The following is a 15338-nucleotide window of genomic DNA, read 5'->3' as shown; positions in this document are numbered from 1 at the left end:
TTTAATTCAAATTCATTTCAACAAAACCCGCCTCCTCACTCTCCAACACTTCGTACGAACGGGCAAAGTTCATAATATTTTCGATTGTACGTTCGGACGGTCCAACTTCTGATTTTTCCATCCTTGTTAAAGTTAAATCCAGACTTTCCCTTTCACTATTTTCAGAGTCGGCCTGAAAATTGCTAACAAAATAAATTAAAGTAGAAATTTCTTTCATAGGCATTCTTTAAAAATTAATTTTAGTTAGAACGCCCCTCCCATATTAATATTGTGTTAACAAAAGTTAAACTTTTGTAAGTATCAAATTCTTCTTTTCAATAAGCTTACGCATATTAATTAAAGCATATCTCATTCTTCCCAAAGCCGTATTAATACTCACATCCGTCTGCTCTGCTATCTCTTTGAAACTAAGCCCCATATAATGACGCATGTAAATTACCTGTTGCTGATCATCAGGTAATTCGTTAATCAGTTCTTTTACCTCAAACAAAATCTGATCATTTACCAACTGATCCTCAATAGTTGCTTCGGAAAATTTCTGTGAGTTGAAAATATCAACTTCTGTGCTGTCGTTAGACACTGTTCCTTTCAGCTTTTCTTTTCTGAAATGATCGATAATCAGGTTGTGCGCAATTCGCAAGACCCAGGAAACAAACTTCCCGTTTTCTATATATTTCCCTCTTTTCAGCGAACGAATTACTTTAATAAACGTTTCCTGAAAAATATCTTCAGCCAATTCCTGATTTTTCACAATAAGCAGAATATATGAAAATACCCTGTTTTTGTGACGACGTATTAAAATTTCCAGTGAATTTTGATCGCCCTGAATAAATTGTTGAACAAGCTCATTGTCGTTCAAAGTGTTTGTCATGAACATTACCTTCTATTTAATTGTAAACAAAAAGTAAAGTTTTTCTATAGGCGATTTTTTTTAATGATGTGAAACAATTTATTTAATTTTGTCCGTTCCAAAAATGCTACTTTTAAACGAAAAATACAAGTTTTTTTACAAAATAATAGTTTTTGAACATAAATATGTCAAATAGTAAGACTCAGAAATATATTGAAATCCAGCACGCCAGGGTACATAATTTAAAAAATGTCAGTCTGAAGATTCCGCTTAAGAAATTCATTGTAGTTACCGGTGTTTCCGGCTCAGGAAAGTCTTCTCTGGCTTTTGACACTCTTTTTGCAGAAGGACAGCGAAGATATGTCGAAAGCCTCTCTTCATACGCCAGGCAATTTCTTGGAAGGATTAATAAACCGGAAGTCGATTTTATAAAAGGAATCCCCCCCGCAATTGCAATCGAACAAAAGGTTAATACCCGAAATCCACGTTCAACGGTTGGAACTTCAACCGAGATTTACGACTATTTAAAACTCCTTTTCGCCAGAGCCGGGAAAACGATTTCGCCGGTTTCAGGCAAGGAAGTATCGCGCCAAAATGTAACCGACGTTGTCGATTTTATCCTTTCATTTCCTTCTGATACACGACTCGTAATTGCCTCTCCCTTAAAACCCAAAAACGGCAGGACAATTGGAGAAGAAGCAGAACTTTTAATGCAGCAGGGATTTTCAAGACTTGAAATAAACGATGAAATAAAGCGGATAGACGAGATCTTAAAATCAGGTACAGAATCGTTTTGTAAGGGGAACTGCAACATTGTTATCGACCGAATCGTGGTAAAAAACGATGACGATACCCAAAGTAGAATAGCCGATTCAGTACAAACCGCTTTTTATGAAGGACACGGTGAATGTATTGTAAAAGTTTTCTTAAATGGCGAAACGGTTTCTCAATCATTTTCCAACCTGTTTGAAGCTGACGGTATTGAATTTGAAGAACCAACGGTACACATGTTTAGTTTTAATAATCCCGTGGGGGCTTGCCCAACATGTGAAGGCTACGGAAAGGTTATTGGAATAGATGAAGATTTGGTTATTCCCAACAAGTCGCTTTCAGTATACCAGGATGCCATTGCCTGCTGGAAAGGAGAAAAAATGAGCGAATGGAAACAACAACTAATTTACAGTGCCGAAAAATTTGATTTCCCGATACATAAACCATTTTACGAACTAAGCGAAGCACAAAAATTTTTACTCTGGACCGGAAACAGCTATTTTGAAGGACTAAACCGTTTTTTCAAATATCTCGAGGAAAAAAGTTACAAAATTCAGTACCGAGTGATGCTTTCCCGCTACCGCGGGAAGACAACCTGTCCGGAATGTAAGGGAAGTCGGTTAAAAAAAGAAGCAGGTTACGTTAAAGTGGGTAAAAAATCATTACAGGAATTGGTGCTGTTACCTGTTTCAGAGTTAAAAAAATTCTTTAATCAACTAAAATTAAATAAACACGAAACAGAAATAGCAAAACGAATCCTGATTGAAATAAACAACAGGCTTGAATTTTTATGTGATGTAGGCCTTGGTTATCTCACACTAAACCGCTTGTCATCAACACTGTCAGGAGGAGAATCGCAACGCATCAATTTAGCTACTTCATTAGGGAGTAGCCTGGTCGGTTCGTTGTATATTCTGGATGAACCGAGCATTGGACTTCACCCACGCGATACCGACCGTTTGATAAAAGTTTTACACCGTTTGCAAAAAATAGGAAACACTGTTTTTGTGGTTGAGCATGATGAAGAGATTATCCGTGCAGCTGATGAAATTATTGATATTGGCCCATTTGCAGGTCAACACGGAGGTGAAGTTGTTTTCCAGGGAAATCATTCCGAATTGCAGTCAAAACCGGAGAGTTTAACCACTAAATACTTAACAGGGGAAGAAAAAATAGAAATTCCGAAACAACGCAGAAAATGGACCAACTCCATTGAAGTTATAGGTGCCCGGGAAAATAACCTGAAAAATGTGCGTGTAAAATTCCCTCTAAATACCTTGTCGGTTGTAACAGGAGTTAGTGGTTCTGGAAAATCGTCACTGGTTTCCAAAATACTATTTCCTGCGCTTACAAAAATTCTGGGAGGGTATGGCGAGCGAACCGGTCATCACGATGCAATCCTTGGCGACTACAAAATGTTGGATGCCATTGAATTTATTGATCAAAATCCCATTGGAAAATCATCGCGCTCAAATCCGGTTACCTACTTAAAAGCCTACGATGAAATCAGAAAATTATTTGCAACACAACAAGCGGCTAAGATACAGGGATTAAAACCTTCTCACTTTTCGTTTAATGTTGATGGCGGACGCTGTGATGAATGCCAGGGTGAAGGAACAATAAAAGTTGAAATGCAGTTTTTGGCCGATGTTTTTCTCTTGTGCGAAAGTTGTGGCGGCAAACGTTTTAAAGAAGATATCCTTGATGTTCAATACAAAAACAATAACATTGACGATATTCTAAATATGACTGTAAACCAGTCAATTGAACTTTTCTCAAAAGGAAAATCATCGACAGAGAAAAAAATTGCAAAACGCCTGCAACCCCTGCAGGATGTAGGATTGGGTTACATAAAACTTGGCCAGTCGTCAAGCACGCTTTCCGGGGGCGAAAGTCAACGTGTAAAACTAGCCTCCTTTTTAGCCAAAGAAAAAGATTCACCCACGCTTTTTATCTTTGATGAACCTACAACAGGATTGCATTTTCACGATATCAGGAAATTACTTGATTCTTTCAATGCACTTATTTCGCGCGGGCATTCAATAATTATCATCGAACATAATTTAGAAATAATTAAGTCGGCTGACTGGATAATCGATTTGGGCCCCGAAGGAGGCGACAAAGGCGGAAACCTGATTTTTGAAGGGACTCCCGAACAATTGATAAAAAAAGAAGACTCGTATACCGGAAAGGCATTGGCAGAAAAACTTGAATAAAAAAAATGCCATTCCCCAAAAAAAGGAATGGCATTACGCTACTAACTTATTTCGTTTAAACCATCGAGTTTTCGACCACAACTGGTTTAATAACTGAATTCTGAGCAATATTATCGGCGATGGGACATCTGACAGCCACATCATTTAAAAATGCTTCCTTTTCTTCCTTTGTCATGTCGGCATCAATATGAACAAAACTTCTGATTTCCGTAAAACCAGCTCTGCCTTCTGTTGTTTTTCCCAAAAGAAAATCTTTATCAATATCCCCTTCTACTTCTACTTCAATTCCACGAAGGTTGATTCTGCGTTGGGTTGCTATAATTCTTCCTATCGCACAAATACATGCGGGCAAACTCGATAAGAATATTTCCAATGGGTTGGGTCCTTCATCGTTGCCACCTGCCATTTTGGGCTGATCGATTACAAATGGGTGTGAACAATTAACCTGGGTGCTAAAACCTGCCCCCATAGAAGCACTTACTTTTATTTTTGAGATAGCCATATTTTGTTATTTTAAATATTATAAATTATATCATAATATTAATAAAACAAGCAATTATAAATCATGACTTTTACACGATAAAGAACATAATTTCATAATAATTTAATTTTAAAAATTCTATTTCTACCTGTTTTTTCTGAAAATCCTTCTGAAGATATGTACTATAAAGATTGCTGAAGGAACAAGTATTAAAATCGTAGTGAACAAAACCCAAACATAAAAATTCCGCATATCGTTAAAAACCCACGACCAATTTCCGGCAAGGATACGGGAAAATACACCCCACAAGGCACTTATTAAAATAAAAACCGCGGAAATAGTTTTATACTTTTTATCTGACTTTGTTTTTGATTCTGCTGGAAGAACCAGGTAAACAAACAAAACAAAAGTTATAATGATGAACCACGACACAAGACTTCCCAATGGAAAATCAGAGTTTTTGGATAAATTTATTCCAAGTAATTCCGGCTGAAAAAACAAAACATACAAACATCCTCCCAAAACGGTAAACAATAAAATAAACCTAAGCAGCTTCATATTTTGTAACTTCCTGAATACTTAGCCTTCTCCATTCTCTTAGCAAAAGAAAAAATACGGCAATTGCCGACAAGGTATCTGCCAGGGGATACGACAACCAAACTCCATTAATTTCCCAAAAACCGGGTAAAATGAATAAAAAAGGAATCAATAAAATAACCTGTCGAAATAGAGTTGCAAACATCGAAATCTTTGCTTTGCCAATTGCCTGAAAAAAATGTGAAGCCACTACCTGAAAACCCACAAGCGGAAAAGCCAGGGTAACAAACCGTAATCCTTTTATGGCAATATCATATAATATCTGACTATCGTTATTAAAAAGCTTTACAATTATTCCGGGAACCGACTGAACAAGCAAAAAAGCAAAAACGGCTACAACTGTTGCTGAAACAACTGAAATACGCAAGGCTTGCTTCACGCGGTCGATAGATTTTGCGCCGTAGTTAAATCCAATTATTGGTTGCGAAGCCATGTTAACAGCAACCATTGCCATAACCACCAATGAAATTACCGAATTAATAATTCCCATTGCACCAACAGCGAGATCTCCTCCAAATAATATTAACTTCTTGTTTAAAAGTCCCTGAACTACGCTATTTGCAATCTGCATTGCAAATGGCGCCATCCCAATTGCAACGATTTCCCCGGCAATGTTCATGTTAACCTTAATATTTTTCCGATGTAGTTTCACAAGCGAACGCTTTCCCCTGAAATGAAGCAAAACCCACAACATAAGTGCAAACATGGAAATATTTGTTGCATATGCAGCACCTTTTACTCCCATATCAAACCAAAAAATAAAAACAGGATCGAGAATGATATTTAAACCGGCACTTAAAATCATCGAAATCATTGCAATGCGAGCATTTCCTTCTGAGCGGATAATATTATTTAGTGAAAAACCAATAACCATAAAGGGAATTCCAACAATTATGATATCCAGGTAATCATTTGCATACTGGAAAGTTTCTTTTGTTGAACCAAACGATTCAAGAATAGGAACTTTTAAAACGTAAATAAGAATCATAATAATTGCTGAAACAATTATCATCAGCGCAAAGCCGGTACCTAAAGTTTTTTCTGCGGTGTCAAAATCTTTTTTCCCCAGGTTTATAGAAACAAAAACCCCCGAGCCAATACCAATTAACATTCCAAACGCCATCATAATTAGCATGACCGGAAAAATAACTGAAATACCCGATAATGCTTCGGCACCAACTCCCTGTCCTATAAAAATACGGTCGACTATATTATAAAGAGCATTAACAAATACCCCAATAAAAGCCGGGATGAAGTATTTCAGCATTAACCGGCCAATATTTGCGCTACTTAATTCTTCAATATTTTTCATGAGCCGCAAAGTTAAATATTTCGAAGCAACATTTAGTTTACGAAGTTGTTTTACGCTTTTATATGTGTAATTTTGAAATCTGTAAAACAAAGAAACAATGAATCAGGAAAAGTTAAATAAAAACATTCAGGCTGAACTTTTTTCGACAAACCAGGCAACGGTTATTGCTGCCATTCAAAAAATAAGTGTTCAGGGAAATAAATTGTATATCCCTATATTGCTTGACCTGCTGCTTTCAAACAGGGAAGAGGAAATTGAAAAAGAGATTACAAAACTCCTGGGAAATGTGAAGGCAAAAACAACTGTACCTATTTTTATTGAGGCACTGGAGAATAAAAAATATATTCCAATAAAAAAAGCGATCCTTACAGCCTGTTGGCAAAATGGCCTCGACTACCACGATTATTTGCCGGTTTTTGTAAATATTGTCATCAACGATAACTGGGAAAACGCTTTTGAAGCTTTTACCGTTGTTGATAATCTGGAATATCTTCCGAGTGACGAAATAATTGAAAAGACAAAGCGAATAATTGCAAGTGCACTAAAAACAGCTGACACTCAAAAAGCATATTTCCTGAATGAAATTCTCGCAAAAATTGCTTAAGTTTCGCTTTCTTTAAGGTGTGAAACAAATTGTATTAAGATTTATATGCTCCTCCGTTTTAGTAGTAATATTAAGCTATGTTTCATTGGGGCAAGACCCCGAATTTTCACAATTTTTTGCGAACCCGTTACATGTTAATCCTGCGTTTGCAGGAACGAGTGAACTTCCGCGTGCAGTAGTTAGTTACCGGAACCAATGGCCACAAAAAGGAGCTACCTATACAACTTATTCCATTTCCTACGATCAAATTTCAACAAAATTCAATTCAGGTATCGGTTTCCAGCTGTTGCACGACAGAGAATTAAACAACGTCGTGAATACAAGTTCTGCATCATTTTCATATTCATACCATTTAAAAATTAATCAGTGGAGTTTTGTAACAATGGGATTACAGTCGGGACTGGTTTTAAAACAGTTTAATGTCGAGAACCTCATTTTCTCGTCAAATATCGATCAATTGAGTGGTGAAATAACCGGAGCTGTTCCGGTCTATTCAGACGAAAAAAAAATTTACCCTGATTTTTCCATTGGCGCAGTTGGACAACACAATAAAATTTTTTGGGGAGCCAGCGCATTTCATATTAACCAGCCGAATGAATCGATTCTGGTAGGAGATCAAAAAGGAAAAATTCCAATAAAATATACGGTTCACGCAGGAATGAGAACAAAAAAGCATCATAACGGCTTGCTTTCACGCGAATTTACCTTCTCTCCTAACCTTATGTACCAGCAACAGGGAACATTCAAACAGGTTAACCTCGGAATTTACCTGATTGAAAAATCCTTTCTTTTGGGAGGATGGGTAAGAAACAATTTTGACAAACGTCCGGATTCTATAATTGCACTGGCGGGTTTTGCAAGAGACAAATTTCAATTTGGATATAGTTTTGACTACACTCTTTCAAAACTTTCTGACTATAGTTTTGGCTCACATGAAATATCACTCACTTTCTTTTTGGGAAGACTGGATGGAATACCTGTCAAAAACAAACTATTGATTCCAATGATTTGATAAAAATAAAAAAGGAAAAGTCCGGTATTTCTCCGAACTTTTCCTTTGATCAAACGTAGTCAAACTCTTCTTTCACCTGCAAGCCCTTCACTTAAATGTTGCTTCTTTTTCTTTCATCTTTGCCATCTGCCACGGAACTACAAACTGATGATTTCCTGGTTTGTTGTAATTCCCTTCAATTGAAGAAAATTGCGGATTATAGCGAAATATTGGCTTGCCTTCAAATCCAATAGTATGTTCTTTTTTTGCATCCATGACATTTCTTAATACGTAAACCGTTACAAATTTGTTATGCTTCGTTTTATTCTTTTTTGAAAAAATAGTGGTTTTTAACAAATTATAAGTAATTCACGATTAGAAAGAAATTATGAAGAAAGACAGGATTAAACCCTGAAGTGAAATTTTAAAACAACAAAGTCACGGTGCCCCGTTGTTTATGATTTTCACCCTTAAAATCTTTATATTGAATAACCCAGGAATAAATTCCGGCAGGAGCAAAATTTCCGTTTTTCATTTTGCCGTCCCAACCCAAATCTTGACTATTTGACTCAAAGATATTTTCTCCCCACCGATTAAAAATCAAAAGTTGATAGGCTTCGTCTGTTATTCCTTCCGAATGAATTCTGAATTCTCTGTCTTCTTCCAAAGTTGCATTTGGAGAAAAAGCATTTGGCGGATAAACTTTATCGAAAGCTACGGAAACTTGATGAACGATTGTATCGATACACCCCAAATCATTTGTAGCCGTTAATTTCACATCGTAAAATCCCATTGCATCGTAACGATGCTCCGGACTATCCTCAACAGAATTTACTGACAGGTCGTCAAAATCCCACTCATACATGCTTGCGCCATTACTTTGATTTTCAAATTGAATAACAGGGTAACTAATAAGTGCTGAATTTGGCACAGCATTAAATTTAGCAATAGGCTGTGGAAAAACATTTACTTTTTCAGGTAAAATAAAAGTATCAATACATCCTGTTAATCCAGATCGCGCAATTGAATGAATCTGAAATTCACTTCCTGATTGCTTAAACACATGAGCAACCACTTCGCCGGAATTGTGGTATCCATCACCAAAATCCCAGGCATAATCCAATTCATCAACCCGGTCAAATGCTTCCGCAGAAAAATTAACTTCCAAAGGCGGACATCCTTCCTTCGTATCCATCTCTGCATAAAAAAGGGGCTTTCGTTTAAATGTCTTTCGCATCGAGTCGGTTGGACAATTGTGTTCAGAAATCACCTGCAAGCCAATATTAACGGTCGGTGCCGAGCTCCTCCTAAACTCCAGAGGACCCCTTGAATTTGCCGGATGATTAATAATTTCACCGGAGTTAAAATCAGATAAATCCCATAAAAAGATTGCGTTATAAGAAGCTGAACCCTGATAATTTACTGCAGCAAGTTCGCTGTAACACTCTTCATCTGAAAAGTCAAAATCAAGGGTTGGAATCGGATGAACCATTACCAAATCCTGAATCATCCCGGTATTTTCACATCCTTCTGAAGAAACAATCTTCAGTGAAATATCAAAATTTTGGTCAGTAATTCCATCATTCTGAAAAATATGTACAGGCTTTTCGCTGTCGGAATTCGATCCGTCGCCAAATCCCCAGTAAAACCCTTCAACAGATTCGGTTGCCAAATAATCAAACCGGACAGATAACGGTGTACATCCCTCGTTCGTTTCCGGCCAAAAATCCAGTACAGGTTTAACTGTCACTGGTATTTCCAAGGAATCAATACATCCCTGTTCATCAATTGTAAGTCCAACCGAACGATTAAAAGTACCGTACCCAAGCGGAACTTCAACTGTATTTTCATTAATACCTGAAAAAAACAAAGTGTCGTTTGAATACCAGTCAAAAACGGCATCTTCAAATGTTACACCATTAAATTCGAGTTGCACATTGTATCCCGCACATGTTGTTTCATCCAGTTGAAATTGTGCCGAGGGCTGGTTATGAAATTCAATATTTAAGGTATCCGTAAACTCGCACCCGATCGCATCCACAATTTCCATTTCAAAACGATAAGCTCCAAACTTATCGACCTGAATGGTTGGCAAAAGAGTCGATTCATCCGCAATCTGCACATTCGCCTGCAAAGCCTTTAAAACCGTAGTTGCGGTACCACTTTCAAATGATAAATTTAATCTCTGCTGTTTCGAACCACAAACCAGGGTATCCACTGTTTCATAATTCAGTTCTGGTCGTTTACTAAACTCCACTTTTGTTTCTGCATCAAGCTTACATCCGAATTCGTTAGTTAGAATAACTGAGTAATCTCCCTCATCTTCCACCGAAATGGTTGGAGTTATTTCCCCATTTTGCCATAAATAAGTCAGATGTTCACCTGGATTTAAGGTAATTAAACTTCCTTCACAGATGGTATTTACCGGATCCAATTTTGAAACGGGGGCAGGATTGACCTGAATTTTATATTCAGCTGCAGAAACACAGCCATTTAACTCTCCGGTTACTTTGTAAGTTATATCTTGTGTTGGTGAAACCAAAGGATTATAAACATTTGCATTGCTGATGTTTTGATCTGGCAACCAGGTATATTTGTAATTATTGGAACCTGACAATTCAATATCATTCAAACGGACATTTTCTCCCAAACAAACCTCGTAATCTTTTTTGTCGGAAAAAGCAATCTTTTCAATTTCTATTATCGAAGTTGCAGACAACTGTAAATCCGGGTCACCAGGCAGTCCTCCAAATTCTACAATATATCCCTGAGGACGATAATATTGAGAACTTACGCCATCACCATTTAAACGCAAGTCATTCCACGATTTTATTCTTTTTGATGGGTTCTGGTTCATATGCCCGTAATCTTCGCCAACTCCGTTATTGGTGTCTCCATGGGCATTATTAGGTTCGTTCTCAGACCAATAAGAAAAAAGGCCGTTAACCGAGTAACCATTTTGATATGTTCCTTGCCAGAACTGAGTTCCCTCTTCAGGCCCCGTCACCCACCTCCATACTCCTTCCACTTCTTCATCGGTTGCGCCAATCCATCCGATACCATCAATTTTTGTCCATATAAAATCATTTTCCACGGAAGAAGTAATGGTAGCAAGATAGCCCCGCAAACCGTTGTAAGTGGTTTTTGCAGCGGCATCACGAGCTTCCGTCCATGTTATATCCTGCTTTTTGACAAACCTGTAAAAATGTTTTGTAGCAGGCAGATAGTCGGCATCTTTTAAGGTAACAGAAATATACCTGTCGCCTAAACCCGGGACTGATGCAATATTCTTATAATAGACTTCACTTACAGCCTGTTCATACTCTTGGGCAGTACCAATGCCTGTGATTTCAAGGTAGCCGTAGTAGGAATCCCAGTTGATGTTAAAATTCTTATTCCCCCTGTAAACCAAAATGTCTTCATTACGCTTGTAATTGGCAACTGAAATCCGAATCCCCTCATTGGCCTCGTCAAAACCATCTCCTTCAATTCGAATCAGAGGAGCAGCTTTTACCGAATCGGAACAAAAATTTGTACGGTTATTTTCCGAACCGTAGTAGATTTTTAAGTTAAATTTTACAGTGTCGGTTTGGGCGAAGGTTTTTATTACAAAGATTATTAAAAAAAAAGTCAGCCCAAATTTTGTCATTATCAGTTCCGGTTCGAAAAGTATTTCATAAACTGCGAACGTTCATACAAAAGAGGATCGGAAATATTTTTATAAGAAAGTCGTCCCCTGAAATCATCAATTTTTTTGAAATTCCATTTTCTCATAAAGTCAGTGATTTCTTCCAGCATTTTGGGTACCACTTCGCTGCCGTTGATGTAGAGTGTGGAGCAAAGTTGCGCTACTCGTGCCCCTGCAAGCAATTGTTTCAAAACCGCTTTGCCGTCGTGAATTCCTGTTGAAGCGGCAATCTCAAGTTTTGGAAGAATAGAGGAAACCAGACCAATCCACCGCAAACTTCGCCTGATATCATGCGGAGAACTGAAGACTTCCGAAGATGTAAGTTCCAATTTTTCGAGGTCGATATCGGGTTCATAAAAACGATTGAACATAACAATCGAGTCAGCTCCGTGGGCCATAAGTTTATCGGCCATTCCCACTATATTACTATGGTGAACACCAAATTTTACAGCTACGGGAATCGAAACCTGCATTTTTACTTTTTTTAATACATCGAGATACAATTGCTCGGCCATTCCCGGACGCTCGGTCCTGTCGGTGGGAACATAAAAAATATTCAGCTCAAGCGCATCAGCTCCTGCATCCTGGAAATCTTTGGCAAATGTAATCCACTCTTCAGCCGACACACAGTTTATACTGGCAATTACCGGTATTTTAACTGCTTCTTTTGTCGCCTTAAGCAATTCCAGATGTTTTGTTACGGTATTACTTCTAAGGTATCCTTTGATGTAGTCTTCGGCTTCCGGATAAGCGGTATTTTGCGAATCTTTTAGCAACAAGCTGGTTACTTCGTTATTGATTTGTTCTTCAAAAATCGATTTCAGAACCACCGCGCCAATTCCTGCGCTTTCCATTTCTTTAATTTTTTCAACTGAACTCGTCAAACCTGAACTCGCCGCCACCAAAGGATTTCTCAACTTTAATCCCAGATATGTTGTTTCTAAATTTGCCATCGATCTTGATTTTATTTTTATTTAAAGTCTGTTCTGCAGTTCTAATAATTACGGGCGCCAAAAATTTTACTTCCAATTCGCACCATTGTACTCCCCTCTTTTACCGCTAACGAATAATCGTCAGACATTCCCATTGAAATCTCGCAAAAATCTTTGGTGTCGGAAAAGTATTCATTTTTTAGCGTATTAAAAATATTTTTTAGCATTCTAAACTCTTTTGCTACCTGGCTTTCGTTTTCCGTGTAGGTTGCCATCCCCATAACGCCTTTTATTTGAATATTCTCAAACGCCTTATATTGTTCTGAGCTTAACAATTCCTTAGCCTCCTCAACAGAAAGACCAAATTTGGTTTCTTCCTCGGCTATATGAAATTGTAGCAAGCACGAAATTATTCTTTTGTTCTTTGCTCCCTGTTTATTTATTTCCTTTAAGAGTTTTACCGAATCCACACCATGAATTAAATAAACAAACGGAGCAATATATTTTACTTTATTCCTCTGCAGATGGCCAATAAAATGCCACTCAATATCTTTGGGCAATTCTTCATACTTTTTAGTTAAATCCTGGACTTTATTTTCGCCAAAAACCTTATGACCAGAAGAATAAGCAACCATAATATCTTCATTGGGCTTTGTTTTCGACACCGCTACAAGTTTAACTTCTTCAGGCAAAGTTTGTTTTATTTCAGAAATCTTCTTTGCTATATCCATCTGCTTTTATTTTTTATCAAAAATAAAAATTATGAATGGTTTACCTACTGAATTTTGACACCATTTTCAGGGAACAAAATTTTATACCTTTGCTGCAAATCATGAAAAAAAAGGGCGACATAAAAAATCAGATGAATCGAATGGGGAAAAGTGGGGAAGCTTTCATTTTTCTGATTGATTTTGAAATGAAAAACGCAGTTGTAAGCGCTTTACCAGAATCATCAGAAAAAATATGGTTTAAAATTCCAGGTCATTCAAATATACCCTTTTCAACAAGCGGGAAGAGTCTGCAAAAATGGAAAACCAAACCTGTGACATTTGAAAAATACAAAGCAGGATTTGATTTGATAAAACAACATATCTTCGGTGGAGACACCTATTTACTCAACTATACTCAACCAACGGAAATTGAAACTAACCTGACATTGGATGACATTTTTTATTTAAGTTCAGCGAAATACAAAATCCTGTTAAAAAATCAGTTTGTTTGCTTTTCTCCGGAGACATTTATAAAAATAGAAAATGGAAAAGTTTTTTCTTTTCCAATGAAAGGAACGATTGATGCAGCAATTAAAAACTCCGAAAAAAAAATTCTGGAAGATACCAAAGAGAAAGCAGAACATAATACGATTGTCGATCTCATCAGAAACGATTTAAGCCTTATTGCCGAAAATGTCTCGGTTGACAAATTCCGTTATCTTGAACTGATAAAAACCAACCAAAAAAATCTCTGGCAGGTTAGTTCCCAGATCTCAGGAGACCTTCCCAAAGACTATTGCGAAAATATTGGAAACATTATTTTTTCTCAATTGCCGGCAGGTTCTGTTTCCGGAGCACCAAAGAAAAAAACGGTGGAAATTATAAAAAATACCGAAAAATACGATCGTGGTTATTACACCGGGGTGTTTGGTTATTTTAATGGTAAAAACCTGGATTCCTGCGTTCTTATTCGCTTTATTGAAAATATAAACGGACGGTTATTTTACAAAAGTGGCGGGGGAATTACTTTTATGAGCGAATTGGAAAATGAATATGAAGAATTACTAAAAAAAGTCTATGTCCCCATTGTTTGAAACCATAAAATGTAAGGACGGAAAATCATTTCATCTAAAATGGCACAACGCAAGAATGAACAGTGCCAGAAAAGAAGCATTTCAAACTTCTGAGGAAATTAATTTATCGGACCATATAAAAATTCCTGAACACTGCAAAGCCGGACTTTTCCGTTGCAGAGTAACTTATTCGGAACAGATTGAAAAAATTGAATTTTTACCTCATCGTTACAGAAAAATTGAGAGCCTGAAATTGATTGAAGATAACGAGATAGATTATCATTTAAAATATGCAAACCGAAGCGCACTTCAGGAATTATTTGAAAGAAGAAAAGATTGTGACGATATTCTTATTGTCAGTAAAGGATATATTACCGACAGCTTTACAGCGAACGTCATATTTTTTGATGGCAAAAAATGGTGGACACCAGACGCTCCACTACTAAAAGGGACCCAACGCGAACGACTGTTATATAAAAGAAAAATTGAGGTATGCAAAATCTCACCTGAAGACCTCAACAGATACACAAAAGCCGGGCTAATAAACGCTTTACAAGACTTTGAAAATATGCCGGTAATAAAAAAGGAGAACATAAAATTTTAACATAACTACAATTTATATTTAGTTTAAATTCAAGGTTCAAGCTCCCTCCAGCATTGACGATCAGCATTTAACTGACTAAAATTCAGCTATTATTACCTCCTATTCCAGTAAGTTATCAAATGGTTTCATTCGCAAAGTTTAATACTTTTACCCCATGATAAGATGGACGCAAAATTTTTATTAAATGGGACACAAGACAACTTTAAATTATCTACAAAAAATCCGGGATGTAATTCCTTCCCAACGGTTTCAGGATATTGCCGAAGAGCTTTTTTCTGCCTCGAGTGATGAACTTGAAGCCTTTTGGAATATTATTTATGCTGGCTACTCTGTTGAATTTGCTTTATCTAATTATACTCATTTGTACGATTATGTTAAAACAAAAAACATCGAGTATGCAGATGCATTAAAAATTGTTTATACATTTTATCCCGGATTAGACGCTGGTATTTTCATAAAACATCCGGAATGGTTCGAGTTAAATTAATTAATTTTAGTAGAGAGGAACA

The 15338-nt window shown here is 37.0% G+C and carries 15 protein-coding genes; 6 read left to right on the top strand and 9 right to left on the bottom strand.

The window, feature by feature from the left end; genetic code table 11:
* Position 1: 1 nt before the first annotated feature.
* Positions 2-217, bottom strand: a complete 216-nt coding sequence (locus GM418_RS18140; protein WP_158868661.1) for a hypothetical protein — start codon at positions 215-217, stop codon at positions 2-4.
* A 66-nt stretch (positions 218-283) separates the two neighbouring features.
* The gene (locus GM418_RS18135) at positions 284-871 is read right to left on the bottom strand and encodes an RNA polymerase sigma factor (RefSeq protein WP_217447514.1); all 588 of its coding nucleotides are present in this window, start codon (positions 869-871) and stop codon (positions 284-286) included.
* A gap of 164 nt (positions 872-1035) precedes the next feature.
* Here GM418_RS18135 and uvrA point away from each other — a divergent pair, with 164 nt between their 5' ends.
* The gene (uvrA, locus tag GM418_RS18130; RefSeq protein WP_158868659.1) at positions 1036-3837 is read left to right on the top strand and encodes an excinuclease ABC subunit UvrA; all 2802 of its coding nucleotides are present in this window, start codon (positions 1036-1038) and stop codon (positions 3835-3837) included.
* A 55-nt stretch (positions 3838-3892) separates the two neighbouring features.
* On the opposite strand, the gene GM418_RS18125 is transcribed toward uvrA, so the two are convergent.
* The 3 genes from GM418_RS18125 to GM418_RS18115 form a co-directional block, all read right to left on the bottom strand.
* The gene (locus GM418_RS18125; RefSeq protein ID WP_158868658.1) at positions 3893-4339 is read right to left on the bottom strand and encodes an OsmC family protein; all 447 of its coding nucleotides are present in this window, start codon (positions 4337-4339) and stop codon (positions 3893-3895) included.
* Positions 4340-4462: 123 nt separating this feature from the next.
* Positions 4463-4876, bottom strand: a complete 414-nt coding sequence (locus GM418_RS18120) for a hypothetical protein (protein ID WP_158868657.1) — start codon at positions 4874-4876, stop codon at positions 4463-4465.
* Positions 4863-6227 carry an MATE family efflux transporter gene (locus GM418_RS18115; RefSeq protein WP_158868656.1) on the bottom strand — a complete coding sequence of 455 codons (1365 nt, stop codon included), beginning with the start codon at positions 6225-6227 and terminating at the stop codon, positions 4863-4865. The genes GM418_RS18120 and GM418_RS18115 overlap by 14 nt, the downstream gene beginning before the upstream one ends.
* Before the next feature lie 97 nt (positions 6228-6324).
* Here GM418_RS18115 and GM418_RS18110 point away from each other — a divergent pair, with 97 nt between their 5' ends.
* Entirely contained in the window at positions 6325-6831 is a 507-nt protein-coding gene (locus tag GM418_RS18110) for a hypothetical protein (protein ID WP_158868655.1), read from the top strand.
* Between the two features lie 19 nt (positions 6832-6850).
* On the top strand, positions 6851-7843 hold the full coding sequence (locus GM418_RS18105) for a PorP/SprF family type IX secretion system membrane protein (protein ID WP_158868654.1): 993 nt from the start codon (positions 6851-6853) through the stop codon (positions 7841-7843).
* Positions 7844-7930: 87 nt separating this feature from the next.
* Here the strand turns inward: GM418_RS18105 and GM418_RS18100 are convergent, their stop codons facing one another.
* The 4 genes from GM418_RS18100 to GM418_RS18085 all read right to left on the bottom strand — a co-directional run bounded on the left by GM418_RS18100 (position 7931) and on the right by GM418_RS18085 (position 13173).
* Complete coding sequence (locus tag GM418_RS18100; RefSeq protein WP_158868653.1) at positions 7931-8098, bottom strand: hypothetical protein; 168 nt, start codon at positions 8096-8098, stop codon at positions 7931-7933.
* A 148-nt stretch (positions 8099-8246) separates the two neighbouring features.
* Complete coding sequence (locus GM418_RS18095; RefSeq protein ID WP_158868652.1) at positions 8247-11471, bottom strand: PKD domain-containing protein; 3225 nt, start codon at positions 11469-11471, stop codon at positions 8247-8249.
* A gap of 2 nt (positions 11472-11473) precedes the next feature.
* Positions 11474-12463 (bottom strand): dihydroorotate dehydrogenase-like protein, encoded by a 990-nt coding sequence (locus GM418_RS18090; RefSeq protein WP_158868651.1) that lies wholly within the window; start codon positions 12461-12463, stop codon positions 11474-11476.
* Positions 12464-12504: 41 nt separating this feature from the next.
* Positions 12505-13173: a YggS family pyridoxal phosphate-dependent enzyme gene (locus GM418_RS18085; RefSeq protein ID WP_158868650.1), complete on the bottom strand. Its 669-nt coding sequence runs from the start codon at positions 13171-13173 to the stop codon at positions 12505-12507.
* Between the two features lie 35 nt (positions 13174-13208).
* On the opposite strand from GM418_RS18085, the gene GM418_RS18080 reads away from it, so the two are divergent.
* The 3 genes from GM418_RS18080 (at position 13209) to GM418_RS18070 (ending at position 15316) form a co-directional block, all read left to right on the top strand.
* Positions 13209-14246, top strand: coding sequence for an aminodeoxychorismate synthase component I (locus GM418_RS18080; protein ID WP_217447513.1), 1038 nt, complete (start codon positions 13209-13211; stop codon positions 14244-14246).
* The gene (locus tag GM418_RS18075) at positions 14230-14829 is read left to right on the top strand and encodes an aminotransferase class IV family protein (RefSeq protein ID WP_158868649.1); all 600 of its coding nucleotides are present in this window, start codon (positions 14230-14232) and stop codon (positions 14827-14829) included. Before GM418_RS18080 ends, GM418_RS18075 begins: the two co-directional genes overlap by 17 nt.
* A gap of 184 nt (positions 14830-15013) precedes the next feature.
* Complete coding sequence (locus GM418_RS18070; RefSeq protein ID WP_158868648.1) at positions 15014-15316, top strand: hypothetical protein; 303 nt, start codon at positions 15014-15016, stop codon at positions 15314-15316.
* Positions 15317-15338 lie beyond the last annotated feature (22 nt).

It is taken from the genome of Maribellus comscasis (assembly GCF_009762775.1).
Lineage (GTDB): Bacteria > Bacteroidota > Bacteroidia > Bacteroidales > Prolixibacteraceae > Draconibacterium > Draconibacterium comscasis.
Note: the sequence above shows the minus strand (reverse complement) of the source record. Positions and strands in the feature narration are given on the sequence as shown.